Genomic DNA, 19,406 nt, shown 5'->3' with positions numbered 1-19,406 from the left:
CATGGCAATCATCGGCATCTTTTTTGGCAGCGACACCGGCAACACCGAAAATATTGCAAAAATGATTCAAAAGCAGCTTGGTAAAGATGTTGCTGATGTTCACGACATTGCCAAAAGCAGCAAAGAAGATCTGGAAGCCCACGACATTCTGCTGCTCGGCATCCCGACCTGGTACTACGGTGAAGCCCAGTGTGACTGGGACGACTTCTTCCCGACGCTGGAAGAGATCGACTTTAACGGCAAGCTGGTGGCGCTGTTCGGCTGCGGCGACCAGGAAGACTACGCAGAGTACTTCTGCGATGCGCTGGGCACCATCCGCGACATCATTGAGCCGCGCGGCGCGACCATCGTTGGCCACTGGCCGACTGCCGGCTATCACTTCGAGGCCTCCAAAGGCCTGGCGGATGACGACCACTTCGTCGGCCTCGCCATTGATGAAGACCGTCAGCCGGAACTGACCAACGAGCGCGTTGAGAAGTGGGTGAAGCAGGTGGCTGAAGAGCTGCACCTCGAAGAAATCAAAAACGCCTGATAATTAAGCGGCGCAATCGTTGAGTTGCGTCGTATTAATAGACAAAAGCAATCAAACTAATAGCTACAAGTTTTTAACTTTTAATCACATATCTGTACAATGTCCTCTGATTCTACGAGGCACGTGACGCAGTTTGTAGCTGGTGCCTCGTTTTTGACAGCAAACCAGGCCCGATGCTTGCAGTTTTCATTTACCAGTGGCAGTTCTATAATGAGACGCATTACGTCGGGTTAATTTCTGTATGACTTCCGTTGAAGGAAGTAGATCGTTTAGCAACAGGACAGATTCCGCATGACTGACAACAATACCGCATTAAAGAAGGCTGGCCTGAAAGTCACACTTCCTCGACTGAAAATCCTTGAAGTGCTGCAGGAACCGGATAACCATCATGTCAGTGCGGAAGACTTATATAAACGCCTGATCGACATGGGCGAAGAGATTGGTCTGGCGACCGTTTACCGCGTCCTCAACCAGTTTGATGACGCCGGTATCGTGACTCGTCATAATTTTGAAGGCGGTAAATCCGTTTTCGAACTGACCCAGCAGCATCACCACGATCACCTGATCTGCCTCGACTGCGGCAAAGTGATCGAATTCAGTGATGACTCTATCGAAGCGCGCCAGCGTGAAATCGCTTCCCGTCACGGCATCCGCCTGACCAACCACAGTCTGTATCTGTACGGTCACTGTGCGGAAGGTGATTGCCGCGAGGACGAACACGCCCACGACGCGGTGGAAAAGTAATTCCCTGCTTCGCCTGCTCTGAAAAGCCAACCAGCCGGTTGGCTTTTTTATGGGCGCTTCAGCCGCGCTTCCCGCTCACGTCGCGGCGGCGACCCTCGCGAGTCCCCGCTTTGTCCGGAGAGTTGATATGGAACTTCGCCAGCTACGCTATTTTACGCGCATTGTTGAAACCGGCAGCATGGGCCGCGCCGCGCTCGATCTGAATATCGGCGTCTCGGCGCTCAGCCAGCAGATCGCGCGTCTGGAAAATGAGCTGGCCATTCGCCTCCTGCAGCGAACCTCTCGCGGCGTGACGCCCACCAGCGCGGGCCTCGCTTTCTACTCACAGGCGCAGCTGGCGCTGCGTCATGCCGATGATGCCATCCTCGCCGCCCGCGAGGCGCGGCTGTCGGGCCACGTCAGCGTCGGCATGGCCCCCAGCACCGCCTCCGTTCTTGGCGTACCGTTCATCAACGCGATGCGCGAGAGCTACCCCGACGTCCGCCTGCACCTGGTGGAAAGCCTCTCCGGCAATCTGGAGCGGATGATCAACACCCGCCAGCTGGATTTAGCCATCGTCTTCCAGCAGGAGAAGATCCTGCGCTGGAGCGCCAGACCGGTGCTCGAAGAGCGCCTGTTCCTGATTGGCACCCATGCGCTGTTGGCCTCGCTGCCGGATGACCCTGTTTCCCCTGACCAGCTCACCACCCTGCCGCTGATTATGCCAAGCCAGGGCCACGGCCTGCGCGGCAGGCTGGAGGCGGTTTGCCAGCAGCACAGCCTTAGCGTTGAGGTGGTGGCGGACATTGACGGTCTGGCCCTGCTGATGCAGGCCGTGCGCAGCGGACTGGGCGCCACTCTGCAGCCCGGGGCCGCTATTTCCCATCTCGACCATCAGGCGCTGAGGGTGATCGGCATCGCTAATCCGATCCTCAGCCGCCCCAACTTTCTGGTCAGCCTGTCGGATGATGAGCTCACCCCGGCAGGCCTTGCGGCACGGGTAATACTAAGCAAAGTCATGCGCCAGCTGGTGGAGTCCGATCGCTGGCCAGGCGCCACCCTTTACGTTAACTAAACCCCTCTTTAGCGTTACGCCATAGCGCCCCGCCGCCGTTACCGCCTACATTCCCATTACAAATTTAACAATTAATTAAATTGTAAGGGAGCCGATAATGGTGGATGTACTGGTCATTGGCGGCGGCAATGCCGCGCTATGCGCCGCCTTAACCGCCCGGGAAGCCGGCGCCTCGGTGCTGCTGCTGGAGGCGGCGCCGCGGGAGTGGCGAGGCGGCAACTCGCAGCACACGCGTAACCTGCGCTGTATGCACGATGCGCCGCAGGACGTGCTGGTCGACAGCTATCCGGAAGAGGAGTACTGGCAGGATCTGCTGCGCGTCACCGAAGGGAACACCAACGAAGCGCTGGCCCGGCTGGTGATCCGCACCTCGTCACAGTGCCGGGACTGGATGCGTCAGCACGGGGTTAACTTTCAGCCGCCGCTCTCCGGCGCCCTGCACGTGGCCCGCACCAACGCCTTTTTTATGGGCGGCGGCAAAGCGCTGGTCAATGCCTATTACCGCAGCGCAGAGCGGATGGGGGTGCAGATCCGCTACAACACGCCGGTGCAGGCTCTGGAACTGCGCAACGGTGAATTTGTCGCCGCGCTGGCGGGCGAGGAACGGATTGTCGCGAGAAGCTGCGTCCTCGCCGCCGGCGGATTTGAATCCAACCGCGAGTGGCTGCGCGAGGCCTGGGGGCAAAATGACCGCGGCGAATGGCCCGCCGATAACTTTCTCATCCGCGGCACGCGCTTCAACCAGGGGGTGCTGCTCAAGTTTATGATCGACGCCGGGGCCGATATCATCGGCGATCCTTCCCAGTCCCACTGCGTCGCCATTGACGCCCGGGCGCCGCTCTATGACGGCGGGATCTGCACCCGCGTCGACTGCGTTTCGCTGGGGGTGGTGGTCAACCGCGATGCCGTGCGCTTTTATGATGAGGGGGAAGATTTCTGGCCTAAACGCTACGCCATCTGGGGCCGACTGGTCGCCCACCAGCCTGGACAGATCGGCTACTCGATCATCGACAGCAAAGCCATCGGCCACTTTATGCCCCCCGTCTTTCCCGGCGCTCAGGCCAATACCATCGAGGAACTGGCCCGCCAGCTGGGGCTGGACGGCGAACGCTTAGCGCAAACCATCGCCGACTATAATGCCGCCTGCGCGCCGGGCCAGTTCGATCACACCCGCCTGGATAACTGCGCGACCTCTGGCCTCACGCCGGCGAAAACCCACTGGGCGCGCCCCATCGATACACCGCCTTACTACGGCTACGCCCTGCGGCCGGGGATCACCTTCACCTACCTCGGGCTCTACGTCGACGACACCGCCGCCGTCCATTTCGCCGGTCAACCCAGCCGTAATCTGTTCGTCGCCGGGGAAATGATGGCCGGCAACGTGCTGGGCAAGGGCTACACCGCCGGCGTCGGGATGTCGATCGGCACCACCTTCGGCCGCATCGCCGGCCAGCAAGCCGCCCGGGCGGCGCAGCAGGAGAAACACCATGAAGTCGCTTGAAAAGCTGATCATTGACGCGCAGATCATCACCGAACCGGAGGCGGAAGTCGAACGGGTGATGCAGGTGTGTAACGCCTGCCGCTACTGCGAAGGGTTTTGCGCCGTGTTCCCGGCGATGACCCAGCGCCTGGCCTTTGGCAAGGCGGATATCAACTATCTGGCTAACCTGTGCCATAACTGCGGCGCTTGCCTGCATGCCTGCCAGTATGCGCCGCCGCACGAGTTCGCCATTAACGTGCCGAAGGCGATGGCCGAAGTCCGGCTCGAGACCTATCAACACTACGCCCAGCCCGCCGCCTTTGGCAGCCTGTACCGTCGGGCCTGCATGACCACCGTGCTGGCGCTGGTCGGCGGCCTGATTGTCTTTCTGCTGCTGGCGATGGGGCTCAAAGGCTCGCTGCGCCATCCGCCGCTGGCGGGCGACTTCTACCAGATATTCCCCCATAACCTGCTGGCGTGGATGTTTGGTTCGGTCTTTGTGCTGGCGATTGGCTTACTGATGAGCGGGGTGATCCGCTTCTGGCGCGAGATCTCCCCGGGCCAGCCGCAACCGATTGATATTGCGAAGGCATCCCATGATGCGCTGACGCTGAAATATCTCGACGGCGGCCACGGGAAAGGCTGCAACGAAGCCGATGACGCCTTCACCCTGCTGCGCCGCCGTTTCCACCACTGCACCTTCTACGGCTTTATGCTCTGTTTCGCCGCCACCGTGGTGGCCACAGGCTATCACTATATCGCCGGCCAGGAAGCGCCCTACCCGTTCTTCAGCCTGCCGGTGCTGCTCGGCACCCTCGGCGGCATCGGCCTGCTGGTCGGCCCGGCGGGCCTGCTGTGGCTGAACCTGCGCCGCTCGCCGCTGCACGGCGACGCGCGGCAGAAACCGATGGATCGCGGATTTATTCTGCTGCTGCTGCTGACCAGCTTCACCGGCCTGGCGCTGCTGGCGGGGCGGGATACTTCGTGGATGGGCGTCCTGCTCGCCATCCACCTCGGGGTGGTGATGGCCCTGTTCTTAACCCTGCCGTATGGAAAATTTGCCCACGGATTTTATCGCTGTGCGGCGTTACTCAAGTGGGCGATTGAGAAACGCCGCGGAAAACAGGCGGGCGTCGCCGGCGACTGACCTGCCCCTCTGCACCCGATAACAACAAGATAAAGACAATGGAGAGCACCCCCTATGACCCAACAACCCACCCGCGCCGGCACCGTCGGCGCTATCCTCCGCGTGACCAGCGGTAATTTTCTCGAACAGTTCGACTTCTTCCTGTTTGGCTTTTACGCCACCTATATCGCCCGCACCTTCTTTCCGGCGGAGAGCGAGTTCGCGGCGCTGATGCTCACCTTTGCGGTATTTGGCTCGGGCTTCCTGATGCGTCCTATCGGCGCGGTGGTGCTCGGCGCTTATATCGACAGAATCGGTCGCCGCAAAGGGCTGATGGTCACCCTGGCGATCATGGGCTGCGGGACGCTACTCATCGCCCTGGTCCCTGGCTATCAGACTATCGGCGTACTGGCGCCGATCCTCGTGTTAGTGGGCCGTCTGCTGCAGGGGTTCTCGGCGGGCGTCGAGCTTGGCGGAGTGTCGGTCTATCTCTCTGAAATCGCTACGCCGGGCAATAAAGGCTTCTATACCAGCTGGCAGTCCGCCAGCCAGCAGGTGGCTATCATCATGGCGGCGCTGATCGGCTATGCGCTGAACGCCACGCTGGAACATGAGGAGATTGCCGCCTGGGGCTGGCGCATCCCCTTTTTTATTGGCTGTATGATCATTCCGCTGGTTTTCGTGCTGCGCCGCTCGCTGCAGGAGACCGAGGAATTCCTGCAGCGTAAACATCGCCCGGATACCAAAGAGATCCTGACCACCATCGCCAGAAACTGGCGCATTATTACCGCGGGGACGCTGCTGGTAGCGATGACCACCACCACTTTCTACTTTATTACCGTCTATACGCCAACCTACGGCAGAGCAGTGCTGCACCTCAGCGCCCGCGACAGCCTGCTGGTCACCATGCTGGTGGGCATCTCCAATTTTATCTGGTTACCGATTGGCGGCGCGATCTCCGATCGGATCGGTCGTCGCCCGGTGCTGATGGGGATTACCGTGCTGGCGCTGCTCACCACCTGGCCGGTGATGCACTGGCTCACCGCCGCGCCGGATTTCACCCGTATGACGCTGGTCCTGTTGTGGTTTTCCTTCTTCTTTGGCATGTATAACGGCGCGATGGTGGCGGCGCTCACCGAAGTGATGCCGGTTTATGTCCGCACCGTGGGCTTTTCGCTGGCCTTCAGCCTCGCCACCGCCATCTTCGGTGGCCTGACGCCGGCTATCTCCACTGCCCTGGTCGAGCTTACCGGCGATAAAAGCGCGCCGGGATGGTGGCTGATGTGCGCTGCGCTGTGCGGGTTCATCGCCACCGCGCTGCTGTTCGTGCGCCTGAGTCGCGGCTATCAGCCGGCGGAGAGTCAGCGCTAAAAAAACAAACGGGCGGAGATAGACTCCGCCCGTTTGCCGCTGCCGTCTGGCTTAATGGGTGGTGTTATTGCTGCGGATCTCTTTCCAGATCTGGTCGCAGCGCGCTTTCACCGCCTGATCGTTACCGGTACGGGTAGCCTGGATACACTGCTGATAATCCAGTACCCGGACGCTCTCCTGGTGAGCAAACTGCTGGTGCTGTTTATCCTCTTTCAGGACATTCAGTACGCTCTGGCAGGCTTCAATTTTGTCCGGATTGCCTTCCGCCGTATTAATACAGGCGCTATAGGCATCTTTCAGTTTGGTGTCTTCTTTCGGTGCCGGCGACGTGGTGCAGGCCACCAGAGCCGATGCCATCATGGCAATAAGCAGCATTTTTTTCATTGTCGTTCTCCCAGAGGTGCGGCAGGCTCACGCCCGCCGCGCAGGCATCAGAAAATTGTGAACGGGGCGATAACCATGAACTTCACGTCGCGCTCATCCTGGAAGATGTTGCCGTAGCCGCCGCTCCAGCTCGGAATATCGGAATGGTTGTCGTACTGGGTAAAGTGCAGTTTAAACAGCGTGCCCTTCGCCCGGCCTTCCTGCACGGTATACAGCGCATCCAGGCTGTAGGCCGACTCTTTCAGACGGTAATCAGCGTCATAGTAGGCGTCCGGGGAGGACATTTTGCCCGGCTTCGCATCCCAGGCGTACACATAAGACGCGCCAAACGCCCAGCCCGGCATATCCCAGTTTTTCATGTCATACATCGCGCCGAAGAAGACCGCTTTTTCGCCGTTGGCGTTGAAGTCGGAACGGTTATCCCACCAGATATCGAGACGACCGTTGGAGGAGGCGTAGGTCGGGGTCATACGCTGCAGGAAGTAGCCCTGCTGGCCATCGGCCTTCACCCAGGTCCCTTCCAGACGCAGATCCAGCACATCCGCCACTTTATAGCCAAAGGTTAACGCCTGCAGCCATGCGGTGCCGTCATAGATGTCGTTGACCCCGCCGTTGCTGACCTTATCGCGAGTGCCGTAGAACTGGTAGCTGGTGCTCAACGGCGCGCCGGCGACGTCAAACTTGTAGCTGGCTTTAGCAAAGTACTGATCGATATAGCCCTGAGCCTGACCAAATGCCGCCTCCAGCACCAGGTCGTTTTTGAAATCATATTTGGCGCCGACGGAGTGGAGATAATCGACTTTGGTCTTCTTATCGTTCTGGTAGAAATCATCCATCTCGATATGCCATGGCGCTTTATACTCGTTCGTCCACATGTAGGAGAAACTTAACGCGCCCGCGGTGCCATAGTCGAAGTTGGCCCCGGCTTCCGCCCCCTGATAGGTACCCGGCATAAAGCTCCAGTGCGGCGCCAGCAGGGTCTGACCGGTTGGCTGGATGTAGCCCGCGCGCGCCCACGCCGGACCGTATTTGAATTTCGCAGCGGCTTTATACAGGCTGATGCCGCTCTTATCGCCGGAGTAGTCTTCGTCATAGGCTTTGTTACGCGACGAGAAGGCGATTTCGTTCGGGTGGCCGCTGTCGCCGTTCTCCGCCATTTCAATCGCGGTAAACGCCGCAATATCAAGGCCAAACATATCGGCGGCATAGCCGGACTGGAAGTCCAGGTTGGCGTTCCAGGTGGAGTGGGAAAGGTTGGTTTTGTATTTGTCGCCGTCGGTCACATCTTTACGGTCACGCTCACGCTGCCAGTAATAGATACCGCCGGTTAAAGTAGAATCATCGATAAAGCCTGCTGCGCTGGCCTGCGGAATCACAACCCAGCCCGACATCGCGGTGACGGCGGCAATAGCCAGCGCCAGCGTACTACGTTTGCCACTAAACGTACGCATGTGCATATCCTCTTTGACGTTTTAAAAGGCGAAGACCAGGGGGTCATTCGCTAAAAAAAATAAATAACACTGCAAAATGTGGGGCGGTGAAAAAGGCCGCGAAACCACTGTAGATAGACTATTTTTCGTGACGCGAATTATCAATGTTTTTCGTGAGGCAAAGCTTAAGATTATGACAAAGCGCACATAATTTATGTCGTTTTGTTACAGTCTTATCTCTGATGATTTTGTCATGGAAGTCATTGCAAAATCAGGGAAAAACGCAAAACCTGAAAGCGATTACATTGGTTTTTTGTATGAGACAGGAAATATCAGAAGCGTTATTTATTTCCGATTTGAAACAGAATTAATTCGCTTCGCGAAAATAAAAAGAGTAATTGGCTGATTCTGAAACAAAAAAAGCGCCGCAGAGTGCGGCGCTTTGACGGTAGGGAAATTGTTATTCGCCCGCTTTCGCCCAGGTATCGCGCAAACCGACGGTGCGGTTAAACACCAGACTGGTTGCGGTTGCATAGCGGCTGTCGAGGCAGAAGTAACCTTCACGCTCAAACTGGTAAGCTTTACCGGCTTCCGCCTGCGCCAGGCTCGGCTCCGCGTAACCCTGTTTGATCACCAGCGATTCCGGATTGATCACCGCGAGGAAATCCTCCGCTGCGCCCGGGTTTGGTACGCTGAACAGGCGATCGTAGAGACGGATCTCTACCGGCAGCGCATGCGCCGCGCTCACCCAGTGGATCACGCCTTTGACCTTGCGGCCGTCAGCCGGATCTTTGCTCAGGGTGTCGGCATCGTAGGTACAGAAGATAGTGGTGATATTGCCTTCGGCATCTTTCTCCACGCGTTCCGCTTTGATGACGTAGGCGTTGCGCAGACGCACTTCTTTGCCCAGCACCAGACGCTTGTACTGCTTGTTGGCTTCTTCACGGAAGTCCGCGCGGTCGATCCAGATTTCCGCGCTGAACGGCACTTCGCGGCTGCCCATCTCCGGCTTGTTCGGATGGTTCGGCATCGCCACCATTTCGCTTTCGCCCTGCGGGTAGTTCTCGATAACCAGTTTCACCGGATCGATCACTGCCATCGCGCGCGGCGCGTTTTCGTTGAGATCTTCGCGAATGCAGGACTCCAGCGACGCCATCTCAATAGTGTTGTCCTGCTTGGTCACGCCGATGCGCTTGCAGAACTCGCGGATGGATTCAGCGGTGTAGCCACGGCGACGCAGACCGGAGATAGTCGGCATACGCGGATCGTCCCAGCCTTCCACGTGCTTCTCGGTCACCAGCTGGTTCAGCTTACGCTTGGACATCACCGTGTATTCAAGATTCAGGCGCGAGAATTCGTACTGGCGCGGGTGAACCGGGATGCTGATGTTGTCCAGCACCCAGTCGTACAGACGACGGTTGTCCTGGAACTCCAGGGTACACAGCGAGTGGGTAATGCCTTCCAGCGCATCGCTGATGCAGTGGGTGAAGTCGTACATCGGGTAGATGCACCACTTGTTGCCGGTCTGATGATGCTCAGCGAACTTAATGCGGTACAGCACCGGATCGCGCATCACGATGAACGGCGACGCCATATCGATCTTCGCGCGCAGGCAGGCCTTGCCCTCTTCGAAGCCGCCGCTGCGCATTTTTTCGAACAACGCCAGGTTTTCTTCCACGCTGCGGTCGCGATACGGGCTGTTCTTACCCGGCGCTTTCAGGGTGCCGCGATATTCACGAATTTCATCAGGAGAGAGTTCATCAACATAGGCCAGGCCTTTGTTGATCAGCTCAACCGCATACTGATGCAGCTGATCAAAGTAATCAGACGAGTAGCAAACGTCCCCGGACCAGTGGAAACCTAACCACTGCACGTCGTTTTTAATCGACTCCACGTATTCGATATCTTCTTTCACCGGGTTGGTGTCATCGAAACGCAGGTTGCATTGGCCCTGATAATCCTGGGCGATGCCGAAGTTCAGGCAGATGGATTTCGCATGGCCAATGTGCAGATAACCGTTCGGCTCCGGCGGGAAGCGGGTGTGAACGGTGGTGTGCTTACCGGTAGCCAGATCTTCATCAATGATCTGACGGATAAAGTTAGTCGGGCGGGCTTCTGCCTCACTCATCACGGGTTCCTCAAAGCGTAAACAACGTATAACGGCACATGATCTTACAAGCAGGGCGTAGTGACAACTATTAGTTACGTAAAATAGGTATCAGAAGAGGATTATGGAGCCGATTGCTGCAAAAAAAAGCGGCGAAGGTTTCCCTTCGCCGCTGAGGCATAAACTCGACTCAGGAGCCTTACTTGCCTTTAATCTCATACAGCGGCGTCTGGCCGGCAACGACCTTACCGCTCGCCAGTATCACCAGCGCGCTGTAGTCATCGCTGTTGCTGCAGACCACCGGGCTAATCATCGAGCGCGCGTTGGCGTTGAGGAAGTCCAGATCCATTTCCAGAATCGGCTCGCCCGCCTTCACGTCCGCGCCCTCTTCAACCAGACGTTTGAAGCCCTTGCCTTCCAACGCCACGGTGTCGATACCCATGTGGACAACGATTTCCGCACCGTTGTTGGTTTCGAGGCAGAACGCGTGGTTAGTGTTGAAAATTTTCACCACGGTACCGGCGGCCGGGGCCACCACGATATTGCTGGTCGGTTTCACCGCGATACCGTCGCCGACGGCTTTGCTGGCGAAGGCTTCGTCCGGCACCTGTTCGAGGGCCACCACGTCACCGGTAATCGGCGAAACCAGCGACTCAACGGTCTTCGCGTTCGCTACCGCCTGCGGTTTAGCCGCGGGCGCTGCGGTGGCGACGTTGCCAGCCGGCGCGGCTGCCGCTGCCGCTACCGGGCCGCGGGTCACCACTTTTTTCATCTCATCGCCGATAGACTCTGCCTTCGCGCCGACGATAACCTGGATGGTTTGCTTATTCAGTTTCACCACCCCGGACGCGCCGAGACGTTTACAGGCGGCGTCGTTGACTTTCGCCGAATCGCCCACGGTCAGGCGCAGACGGGTGATACAGGCGTCAATCGCTTTCAGGTTGTCCGTTCCGCCCACCGCGGCGATATAGCTGGTCGCCAGCTGGGTCAGGCCTTCTTCAGTGTTGCTGTTCGCTTCTTCCGTTACCACGTCAGCGGCTTTGTCTTCACGACCCGGCGTTTTCAGGTTGAACATGCGGATCACCGCGCTGAACAGCAGGAAGTAGACGAAGAAGAACACCACGCCCATCACCAGCAGCATCCAGACGTTTTTGCTGGCGGCCGGCAGGCTGTACATCAGCACGTAGTCAATAGCGCCTGCGGAGAAGGAGAAGCCCGCATGAATGCCCAGCGCCGTTGCGATGAACAGGCTGATACCGGTCAGTACCGCGTGCAGGAGGTACAGCAGCGGAGCCAGGAACATGAACAGGAATTCCAGCGGCTCGGTTACCCCGGTCAGGAACGCGGTGATGGCAACAGACAGCAGCATACCGCCCACCATCGGACGACGCGCTTTCGGAGCGGCCAGATACATCGCCAGCGCCGCGCCCGGCAGACCAAACATCATGATCGGGAAGAAGCCGGACATGAACATCCCCGCGGTGCCGTCGCCGGCGTAGAAGCGGTTGATGTCGCCGTGGAACACGGCGCCTGCGGCGTTCGTGAACTCACCAATCTGGAACCAGGCGATGGTGTTCAGCACCTGATGCAGACCGGTCGGGATCAGCAGACGGTTGATAAAGCCGAAGATACCGGAACCCAGCGCCCCTGCGGAAACGATCCACTCGCCGCCCGCATGGATAGCGTGCTGCACCGGCGGCCAGACGTAGCCGAAGAGCGCCGCGAGGATCAAACAGAAGAAGCCGGTGGCGATCGGCACGAAGCGTTTGCCGCCGAAGAAGCTCAGGAAGTCCGGCAGCTTGATGCCGGCCCAGCGATTGTACACCGCCCCTGCTACCAGACCGGTAATGATACCGGCCAGTACGCCCATGTTGATTTCCGGATTGATGGTGACCATCGCTTTGGTCATCACGAAATAACCTACTGCCCCGGCCAGCGCCGCAGAACCGGCGTTATCCTTGGACCAGCTTGACGCCACACCGATAGCAAAGATCAGCGCCAGGTTGTCGAAGATAGCCCCACCCGCTTGCGCGATGAAGGGTACATTCAACAGGTCTGGTTGCCCGAAACGCAGCAGCAATGCCGCGACCGGCAGCACTGCGATAGGGAGCTGTAACGCCCTACCCAGTCGCTGAAAGAAACCTAAAATATTCATCTTATTCCCCCTATGAGACCCCGATGAGGCTCATTTTCAAAGCCACTTTTTTATTGTGTAACAAGGTCGGTTTTATCACTTACCGGCAAAGTGTGTGAAAAATTAATTCGTATCGCAAATTAAACGGGTATTTTTTGTGATAATTATCACCAAATATCGTATTCACCCCTCCCTTAGACTGGCTAACATCGAAAACTTATTTTATCATTCAAAAAATCAACACGGATTGACCCCGGTCGGCGCAGTTGCTGCAATACTCTCCTCAGAGTGCTGGCGCCAATCCGCCAGATTCTACTTTTAACTATAGAGGTGAAGAATGAGACTGATCCCCCTGGTAACCGCTGAGCAGGTCGGTAAATGGGCTGCCCGCCATATCGTGAACCGCATTAATGCATTCAAACCAACCGCGGACCGTCCGTTCGTGCTGGGTCTGCCCACCGGCGGCACCCCGCTCACCGCCTACAAGGCGCTGGTTGAAATGCATAAAGCAGGCCAGGTTAGCTTCAAGCACGTTGTCACCTTCAACATGGATGAATACGTTGGCCTGCCGAAAGAGCATCCGGAAAGCTATCATAGCTTCATGCACCGTAATTTCTTTGACCACGTTGATATTCCGGCAGAAAATATCAACCTGCTGAATGGTAACGCGCCGGACATCGATGCGGAATGCCGTCGCTATGAAGAAAAAATTCGTTCCTACGGTAAAATCCACCTGTTTATGGGCGGCGTGGGCAACGATGGCCACATCGCGTTCAACGAACCGGCCTCTTCTCTGGCGTCCCGCACCCGTATTAAGACCCTGACCCATGACACCCGTGTGGCGAACTCCCGCTTCTTCGACGGCGACGTGGATCTGGTGCCGAAATATGCGCTGACCGTCGGCGTGGGCACCCTGCTGGATGCAGAAGAAGTCATGATTCTGGTGCTGGGCCATCAGAAAGCGCTGGCGCTGCAGGCCGCAGTTGAAGGTAACGTCAACCACATGTGGACCATTACCTGTCTGCAGCTGCATCCGAAGGCGGTGATCGTCTGCGACGAACCGTCCACCATGGAGCTGAAAGTGAAGACGCTGAAATATTTCAACGAATTAGAAGCTGAAAATATTAAAGGTCTGTAATGTAGTCGCGTCCCGCGACTTTGCGCGGGACCATCTTTTTCTTTGTATGCATCATCAGGCCGGCGGCAAACGAACGTTCCCGGGCCTGATGAGGCGTATATACCGGGGGTCGTAATGTATGCATTAACCCAGGGCCGGGTTTATACCGGTCATGAAATTCTCGATGACCATGCGGTTGTTATCGCTAATGGCCTTATCGAACGTCTTTGTCCGCTGGCAGATTTGCCGTCTGACATCGAGCAGCGCTCAGTCAACGGCGCAATCCTCGCCCCCGGTTTTATCGACGTCCAGCTCAACGGCTGCGGCGGCGTGCAGTTTAACGACAGCCCTGACGCGGTCACTGTCGAAACGCTGGAAATCATGCAGAAGGCCAACGAACGCTCAGGCTGCACCAGCTTCCTGCCGACGCTGATTACCTCCAGCGACGATCTGATGAAGCAAGGCGTCCGCGTGATGCGCGAATACCTGCAAAAGCACCCGAACCAGGCGCTGGGTCTGCATCTTGAAGGACCGTGGCTGAATATCGTTAAGAAAGGCACCCACAATCCCGACTACGTGCGTAAACCGGACGCGGCGCTGGTCGATTTCCTGTGCGACAACGCCGATGTGATCACCAAAGTGACCCTCGCCCCTGAGCGCGTCGAGCCGGAAGTGATCCGCAAACTGGTCGCCGCCGGGATCGTCGTCTCCGCGGGCCACTCCAACGCCACGCTGAAAGAGGCGAAAGTGGGCTTCCGCGCGGGCATTACCTTCGCCACCCACCTGTATAATGCGATGCCGTACATTACCGGCCGCGAACCGGGTCTGGCCGGGGCGATTTTTGACGAGCCGGATGTCTACTGCGGTATTATTGTCGACGGGATGCACGTCGATTACGCCAACGTGCGCAACGCCAAGCGCCTGAAAGGCGACAAACTGTGCCTGGTCACCGACGCCACCGCGCCGGCGGGGGCGAATATTGACCAGTTCATTTTTGCCGGGAAAACAATATACTACCGCAACGGGCTGTGCGTAGATGAAAACGGCACCCTCAGCGGATCTTCCCTGACCATGATTGAAGGGGTGCGTAATCTGGTTGAGCATTGCGGTGTGGCGCTGGACGAAGTATTGCGGATGGCGACGCTCTATCCCGCGCGCGCCATTGGTGTGGACAAGCAGCTCGGCAGCATTGCGCCGGGTATGGTCGCTAACCTGACCGCCTTTACACGCGATTATAAAATCACCAAGACCATCGTTAATGGTAACGAGGTCGTCACTGAGTAAGTAAAAGTATGACAGCAGGCGGACAAGCTCAAATTGGTAACGTTGACCTCGTAAAACAACTGAACAGCGCGGCCGTGTACCGCCTGATTGACCAGCATGGGCCTATCTCGCGCATTCAGATCGCGGAACAAAGCCAGCTTGCCCCTGCCAGCGTGACCAAAATCACGCGTCAGCTTATTGAGCGCGGCCTGATCAAAGAAGTCGATCAGCAGGCCTCCACCGGGGGGCGCCGCGCCATCTCCATCATTGCGGAGACGCGTAACTTCAACGCCATTGGCGTGCGCCTTGGCCGCTATGACGCCACCCTGACCCTCTATGATTTAAGCAGCAAGACCCTGGAGGAGGAGCATTTCCCGCTGCCCGAGCGCACCCAGGAAACGCTGGAACACGCCCTGCTGAATATCATCGCCACTTTTATCGAAAACTGTCAGCGCAAAATCCGCGAGCTGATCGCCATCTCGGTGATCCTGCCGGGGCTGGTGGATCCGGAAAGCGGCGTGATCCGCTATATGCCGCACATTGCGGTGGAAAACTGGGGCCTGGTCGGGGCGCTGGAAAAACGCTTCAACGTTACCTGCTTTGTCGGGCACGATATCCGCAGTCTGGCGCTGGCCGAGCACTATTTTGGCGCAAGCCAGGACTGCGAAGACTCCATTCTGGTGCGCGTGCACCGCGGCACCGGGGCGGGGATCATCTCCAACGGACGCATTTTTATTGGCCGTAACGGCAACGTGGGCGAAATTGGCCATATTCAGGTCGATCCGCTGGGCGAACGCTGCCACTGCGGCAACTTCGGCTGCCTGGAGACCGTCGCGGCGAACGCCGCCATCGAACATCGCGTTCGCCATCTGCTGGACCAGGGCTACCAGAGCCGCCTGACCCTCGATGACTGCACGATCAAAACCATCTGCAAAGCGGCCAACAAGGGCGATGCCCTGGCCTGCGAGGTGATCGAGTACGTAGGGCGTCACCTCGGAAAAACGATCGCCATCGCCATCAACCTGTTCAATCCGCAAAAAATCGTCGTCGCCGGCGAAATTGTGGAAGCCGAGAAAGTGCTGCTCCCGGCCATTGAGGGCTGCATTAACGCCCAGGCGCTGAAGGCGTTTCGTAAGAACCTGCCGGTGGTGCGCTCCACCCTCGATCATCGCTCAGCGATTGGCGCCTTCGCGCTGGTCAAACGCGCCATGCTCAATGGCACGCTGCTGCAGCGCTTGCTTGAGAGCTAATCGCCCCCCTTTATAGATAAGCGCGTCGCTCTGTCACTGGCGGGCATCGCCCGTCAGAGGTGTGAAACCGCATCGATGACGCGTATAGTTTCGTCTTTGTTAATGATTCTGGACCCACCATGACCATTCAAAACATAATTTGTGATATTGACGGCGTGCTGATGCACGATAACGTCGCCGTTCCCGGCGCTGCCGAGTTTATCAAGCGCATCCTCGATAAAGGCATGCCGCTGGTGATGCTGACCAACTACCCGTCGCAAACCGGCCAGGATCTGGCGAACCGTTTCGCCACCGCCGGGATTGAGGTGCCGGATAGCGCCTTTTACACCTCGGCGATGGCGACGGCCGATTTTCTGCGCCGCCAGGAAGGCAAGAAAGCCTATGTGGTGGGTGAAGGGGCGCTGATCCACGAGCTGTATAAAGCCGGCTTTACCATTACCGATGTCAACCCGGATTTTGTCATCGTCGGGGAAACCCGCTCCTTTAACTGGGAGATGATGCATAAGGCGGCCTTCTTTGTCGCCAATGGCGCCCGCTTCATTGCCACCAACCCGGATACTCACGGTCGCGGCTTCTACCCGGCCTGCGGCGCCCTGTGCGCCGGGATCGAGAAGATCTCCGGCCGTAAGCCGTTTTACGTCGGTAAACCCAGCCCGTGGATCATCCGCTCAGCGCTGAACAAAATGCAGGCCCACTCCGAACAGACGGTGATCGTCGGCGACAATCTGCGCACCGACATTCTGGCCGGCTTCCAGGCGGGGCTGGAGACCATTCTGGTGCTCTCCGGCGTCTCGACCCTCGACGACATCGACAGCATGCCGTTCCGCCCGTCGTGGATCTACCCTTCCGTCGCGGAAATCGATATTTTCTAATGCCAGCCACGTCTCAGGACGTGGTTGTTCATTTCTGACGCCTGCTAAAAGCCCCCCATCTAATGAAAACGGCTTATAATTGCGTATTCTTCAATAAAGCAGTTCAAAAGATACTCTTTTTTTACTATTCAACAATCGCAGTTGCGTTTTTTCTTTTTCCGGCCGTAAAACCCTTGCGCCGGCTCCCCCTTTACGGCATTTTCTTAAGCACGCACTCAGGCTTCGCCACGAGACGAAGCCAGCACAACATCAAACACGACAGGGTAATGGAGAAGGCTATGTGTTCTATTTTTGGCGTACTGGATATTAAAACTGACGCAGGCGAGCTGCGTAAAAAGGCGCTGGAGCTTTCCCGCCTGATGCGCCATCGCGGTCCGGACTGGTCTGGCGTGTATGCCAGCGACAAAGCGATTCTGGCGCACGAGCGCCTGTCGATTGTCGACGTCAACGCCGGCGCCCAGCCGCTGTACAACGCCGAAAAAACCCATGCGCTGGCCGTTAACGGCGAAATCTACAACCATCAGGCGCTGCGCGCGGAATATGGCGATCGCTATCAGTTCCAGACCGGCTCCGACTGCGAAGTGATCCTCGCGCTGTATCAGGAAAAAGGCCCGGCGTTCCTCGACGACCTGCAGGGGATGTTCGCCTTCGCCCTGTACGACAGCGAAAAAGACGCGTACTTAATTGGTCGCGACCATATCGGTATTATTCCGCTGTATATGGGCCATGACGAACACGGCAACTTCTACGTCGCCTCAGAAATGAAAGCCCTGGTGCCGGTGTGCCGCACCATTAAAGAGTTCCCGGCGGGCAGCTACCTGTGGAGCAAAGACGGTGAAATTCGCCAGTACTATCAGCGCGACTGGTTCGATTACGACGCGGTAAAAGACAACGTTACCGATAAGAACGAGCTGCGCCAGGCGCTGGAAGAGTCGGTGAAAAGCCACCTGATGTCCGACGTGCCCTACGGCGTGCTGCTCTCCGGCGGCCTTGATTCTTCGGTCATCTCCGCCATCACCAAGAAATTCGCCGCCCGTCGCGTCGAAGATCAGGAGCGTAGCGAAGCCTGGTGGCCGCAGCTGCACTCCTTCGCGGTCGGTCTGGAAGGCTCTCCCGACCTGAAAGCGGCGCAGGAAGTGGCTAACCACCTCGGCACCGTGCACCATGAAATTCACTTTACCGTTCAGGAAGGGCTGGATGCGATCCGCGACGTTATCTATCACATCGAAACCTACGATGTGACCACCATTCGCGCTTCGACGCCGATGTACCTGATGTCGCGTAAAATAAAAGCCATGGGCATCAAAATGGTGCTTTCCGGCGAAGGCTCGGACGAAGTGTTCGGCGGCTACCTCTACTTCCATAAGGCGCCGAACGCCAAAGAACTGCATGAAGAGACGGTGCGTAAGCTGCAGGCGCTGCATATGTTTGACTGCGCTCGCGCCAACAAAGCGATGTCCGCCTGGGGCGTGGAAGCCCGCGTGCCGTTCCTCGATAAGAAGTTCCTCGACGTGGCGATGCGCATCAACCCGCAGGATAAGATGTGCGGCAACGGTAAAATGGAAAAACACGTGCTGCGCGAATGCTTTGAATCCTATCTGCCGGCCAGCGTGGCGTGGCGTCAGAAGGAGCAATTCTCTGACGGCGTCGGCTATAGCTGGATCGATACGCTGAAAGAAGTGGCCGCGAAACAGATCAGCGACCAGCAGCTGGAAACCGCAAGCTTCCGCTTCCCGTACAACACGCCGACCTCCAAAGAAGGCTATCTGTACCGCGAGATCTTCGAAGAGCTGTTCCCGCTGCCAAGCGCGGCGGAGTGTGTCCCTGGCGGTCCGTCGGTGGCCTGCTCTTCTGCCAAAGCCATTGAATGGGATGAAGCGTTCAAAACCATGAACGATCCGTCAGGCCGCGCGGTGGGCGTCCACCAGTCGGCCTATAAATAAGCCCTGACAGGCGATGAAACGCGAAACGGACCCTCCGGGGTCCGTTTTCTTTTTGCGGGATTTATGCCGCTGAAAAACGATAAATAACCAATAATTGCCGATTATTGCAGCGAGCTGTTCGCAACCTAACCAAACAGTCACATTACAACGATTTTCCTTGAAAAAGAGGTTGACGCTCGCAGGCCCAATACGCATAATGCGCCCCGCAACGCCGATAAGGTTACGCGAAAAAAAAGATGGCTACGTAGCTCAGCTGGTTAGAGCACATCACTCATAATGATGGGGTCACAGGTTCGAATCCCGTCGTAGCCACCATCTTTTTTTTGCGGGAGTGGCGAAATTGGTAGACGCACCAGATTTAGGTTCTGGCGCCGCAAGGTGTGCGAGTTCAAGTCTCGCCTCCCGCACCATTCACCAGTCAGCGTTGTACGGATGGGGTATCGCCAAGCGGTAAGGCACCGGTTTTTGATACCGGCATTCCCTGGTTCGAATCCAGGTACCCCAGCCATATTTCTTCGATATTTGCGGTTCACCGCGACGGTATTGGGGTATCGCCAAGCGGTAAGGCACCGGTTTTTGATACCGGCATTCCCTGGTTC

At 57.5% G+C, this 19,406-nt stretch carries 15 protein-coding genes, 3 tRNA genes and 1 pseudogene; 15 read left to right on the top strand and 4 right to left on the bottom strand.

What is annotated here, in order from left to right:
* Nucleotide 1 precedes the first annotated feature (1 nt).
* The 6 genes from fldA (at nucleotide 2) to ABLV52_RS22065 (ending at nucleotide 6,307) form a co-directional block, all read left to right on the top strand.
* Nucleotides 2-532, top strand: coding sequence for a flavodoxin FldA (gene fldA, locus ABLV52_RS22090; RefSeq protein ID WP_002894765.1), 531 nt, complete (start codon nucleotides 2-4; stop codon nucleotides 530-532).
* Nucleotides 533-823: 291 nt separating this feature from the next.
* Nucleotides 824-1,276 (top strand): ferric iron uptake transcriptional regulator, encoded by a 453-nt coding sequence (gene fur / locus ABLV52_RS22085; RefSeq protein ID WP_004885952.1) that lies wholly within the window; start codon nucleotides 824-826, stop codon nucleotides 1,274-1,276.
* 127 nt (nucleotides 1,277-1,403) lie between these two features.
* Nucleotides 1,404-2,330, top strand: a complete 927-nt coding sequence (gene tcuR / locus ABLV52_RS22080; protein WP_049014752.1) for a tricarballylate utilization LysR family transcriptional regulator TcuR — start codon at nucleotides 1,404-1,406, stop codon at nucleotides 2,328-2,330.
* Nucleotides 2,331-2,427: 97 nt separating this feature from the next.
* A complete protein-coding gene (gene tcuA / locus ABLV52_RS22075; RefSeq protein WP_032455143.1) occupies nucleotides 2,428-3,831 on the top strand; it encodes an FAD-dependent tricarballylate dehydrogenase TcuA in 1,404 nt (467 codons plus the stop codon).
* Nucleotides 3,818-4,957 (top strand): tricarballylate utilization 4Fe-4S protein TcuB, encoded by a 1,140-nt coding sequence (gene tcuB, locus ABLV52_RS22070; protein ID WP_348890932.1) that lies wholly within the window; start codon nucleotides 3,818-3,820, stop codon nucleotides 4,955-4,957. Before tcuA ends, tcuB begins: the two co-directional genes overlap by 14 nt.
* Before the next feature lie 54 nt (nucleotides 4,958-5,011).
* Nucleotides 5,012-6,307: an MFS transporter gene (locus ABLV52_RS22065; RefSeq protein WP_348890931.1), complete on the top strand. Its 1,296-nt coding sequence runs from the start codon at nucleotides 5,012-5,014 to the stop codon at nucleotides 6,305-6,307.
* A gap of 51 nt (nucleotides 6,308-6,358) precedes the next feature.
* Here the strand turns inward: ABLV52_RS22065 and chiQ are convergent, their stop codons facing one another.
* Both chiQ and chiP read right to left on the bottom strand, forming a co-directional pair.
* Nucleotides 6,359-6,691 carry a ChiQ/YbfN family lipoprotein gene (gene chiQ, locus ABLV52_RS22060; protein WP_101861816.1) on the bottom strand — a complete coding sequence of 111 codons (333 nt, stop codon included), beginning with the start codon at nucleotides 6,689-6,691 and terminating at the stop codon, nucleotides 6,359-6,361.
* A 47-nt stretch (nucleotides 6,692-6,738) separates the two neighbouring features.
* On the bottom strand, nucleotides 6,739-8,142 hold the full coding sequence (gene chiP, locus ABLV52_RS22055) for a chitoporin (protein ID WP_023288850.1): 1,404 nt from the start codon (nucleotides 8,140-8,142) through the stop codon (nucleotides 6,739-6,741).
* Between the two features lie 76 nt (nucleotides 8,143-8,218).
* Between chiP and ABLV52_RS22050 the strand changes: the two are divergent.
* A pseudogene (locus ABLV52_RS22050) lies at nucleotides 8,219-8,527 on the top strand (methionine synthase).
* Nucleotides 8,528-8,581: 54 nt separating this feature from the next.
* Here the strand turns inward: ABLV52_RS22050 and glnS are convergent.
* Entirely contained in the window at nucleotides 8,582-10,249 is a 1,668-nt protein-coding gene (gene glnS / locus ABLV52_RS22045; RefSeq protein WP_004885933.1) for a glutamine--tRNA ligase, read from the bottom strand.
* A 178-nt stretch (nucleotides 10,250-10,427) separates the two neighbouring features.
* Nucleotides 10,428-12,383, bottom strand: a complete 1,956-nt coding sequence (nagE, locus tag ABLV52_RS22040; RefSeq protein ID WP_023288849.1) for a PTS N-acetyl glucosamine transporter subunit IIABC — start codon at nucleotides 12,381-12,383, stop codon at nucleotides 10,428-10,430.
* Nucleotides 12,384-12,699: 316 nt separating this feature from the next.
* On the opposite strand from nagE, the gene nagB reads away from it, so the two are divergent.
* The 8 genes from nagB (at nucleotide 12,700) to ABLV52_RS22000 (ending at nucleotide 19,315) form a co-directional block, all read left to right on the top strand.
* On the top strand, nucleotides 12,700-13,500 hold the full coding sequence (gene nagB / locus ABLV52_RS22035) for a glucosamine-6-phosphate deaminase (protein WP_012542446.1): 801 nt from the start codon (nucleotides 12,700-12,702) through the stop codon (nucleotides 13,498-13,500).
* Nucleotides 13,501-13,614: 114 nt separating this feature from the next.
* Entirely contained in the window at nucleotides 13,615-14,763 is a 1,149-nt protein-coding gene (gene nagA / locus ABLV52_RS22030) for an N-acetylglucosamine-6-phosphate deacetylase (protein WP_032455137.1), read from the top strand.
* An 8-nt stretch (nucleotides 14,764-14,771) separates the two neighbouring features.
* The gene (locus ABLV52_RS22025) at nucleotides 14,772-15,992 is read left to right on the top strand and encodes an N-acetylglucosamine repressor (RefSeq protein ID WP_032455136.1); all 1,221 of its coding nucleotides are present in this window, start codon (nucleotides 14,772-14,774) and stop codon (nucleotides 15,990-15,992) included.
* Between the two features lie 119 nt (nucleotides 15,993-16,111).
* Complete coding sequence (locus tag ABLV52_RS22020; protein WP_023288846.1) at nucleotides 16,112-16,864, top strand: HAD-IIA family hydrolase; 753 nt, start codon at nucleotides 16,112-16,114, stop codon at nucleotides 16,862-16,864.
* 278 nt (nucleotides 16,865-17,142) lie between these two features.
* Entirely contained in the window at nucleotides 17,143-18,807 is a 1,665-nt protein-coding gene (gene asnB / locus ABLV52_RS22015; protein WP_004885914.1) for an asparagine synthase B, read from the top strand.
* A gap of 238 nt (nucleotides 18,808-19,045) precedes the next feature.
* Nucleotides 19,046-19,122: transfer RNA gene (locus ABLV52_RS22010), tRNA-Met, on the top strand.
* A gap of 10 nt (nucleotides 19,123-19,132) precedes the next feature.
* Nucleotides 19,133-19,217 (top strand) — tRNA-Leu (locus ABLV52_RS22005).
* A 23-nt stretch (nucleotides 19,218-19,240) separates the two neighbouring features.
* Nucleotides 19,241-19,315: transfer RNA gene (locus tag ABLV52_RS22000), tRNA-Gln, on the top strand.
* Nucleotides 19,316-19,406: the final 91 nt, after the last annotated feature.

This window comes from Klebsiella sp. GB_Kp056, from assembly GCF_040064755.1.
Classification (GTDB): Bacteria; Pseudomonadota; Gammaproteobacteria; order Enterobacterales; family Enterobacteriaceae; genus Klebsiella; species Klebsiella quasipneumoniae.
Note: the sequence above shows the minus strand (reverse complement) of the source record. Positions and strands in the feature narration are given on the sequence as shown.

Bases quoted from the DNA above. Each gene is read 5' to 3' on its own strand.
- tcuA (WP_032455143.1), top strand. From the start codon at position 2,428: ATGGTGGATGTACTGGTCATTGGCGGCGGCAATGCCGCGCTATGCGCC.
- ABLV52_RS22025 (WP_032455136.1), top strand. From the start codon at position 14,772: ATGACAGCAGGCGGACAAGCTCAAATTGGTAACGTTGACCTCGTAAAA.
- asnB (WP_004885914.1), top strand. From the start codon at position 17,143: ATGTGTTCTATTTTTGGCGTACTGGATATTAAAACTGACGCAGGCGAG.
- tcuB (WP_348890932.1), top strand. From the start codon at position 3,818: ATGAAGTCGCTTGAAAAGCTGATCATTGACGCGCAGATCATCACCGAA.
- ABLV52_RS22020 (WP_023288846.1), top strand. From the start codon at position 16,112: ATGACCATTCAAAACATAATTTGTGATATTGACGGCGTGCTGATGCAC.
- nagB (WP_012542446.1), top strand. From the start codon at position 12,700: ATGAGACTGATCCCCCTGGTAACCGCTGAGCAGGTCGGTAAATGGGCT.
- nagE (WP_023288849.1), bottom strand. From the start codon at position 12,383: ATGAATATTTTAGGTTTCTTTCAGCGACTGGGTAGGGCGTTACAGCTC.
- nagA (WP_032455137.1), top strand. From the start codon at position 13,615: ATGTATGCATTAACCCAGGGCCGGGTTTATACCGGTCATGAAATTCTC.
- ABLV52_RS22065 (WP_348890931.1), top strand. From the start codon at position 5,012: ATGACCCAACAACCCACCCGCGCCGGCACCGTCGGCGCTATCCTCCGC.
- glnS (WP_004885933.1), bottom strand. From the start codon at position 10,249: ATGAGTGAGGCAGAAGCCCGCCCGACTAACTTTATCCGTCAGATCATT.
- chiP (WP_023288850.1), bottom strand. From the start codon at position 8,142: ATGCGTACGTTTAGTGGCAAACGTAGTACGCTGGCGCTGGCTATTGCC.
- fur (WP_004885952.1), top strand. From the start codon at position 824: ATGACTGACAACAATACCGCATTAAAGAAGGCTGGCCTGAAAGTCACA.
- chiQ (WP_101861816.1), bottom strand. From the start codon at position 6,691: ATGAAAAAAATGCTGCTTATTGCCATGATGGCATCGGCTCTGGTGGCC.
- fldA (WP_002894765.1), top strand. From the start codon at position 2: ATGGCAATCATCGGCATCTTTTTTGGCAGCGACACCGGCAACACCGAA.
- tcuR (WP_049014752.1), top strand. From the start codon at position 1,404: ATGGAACTTCGCCAGCTACGCTATTTTACGCGCATTGTTGAAACCGGC.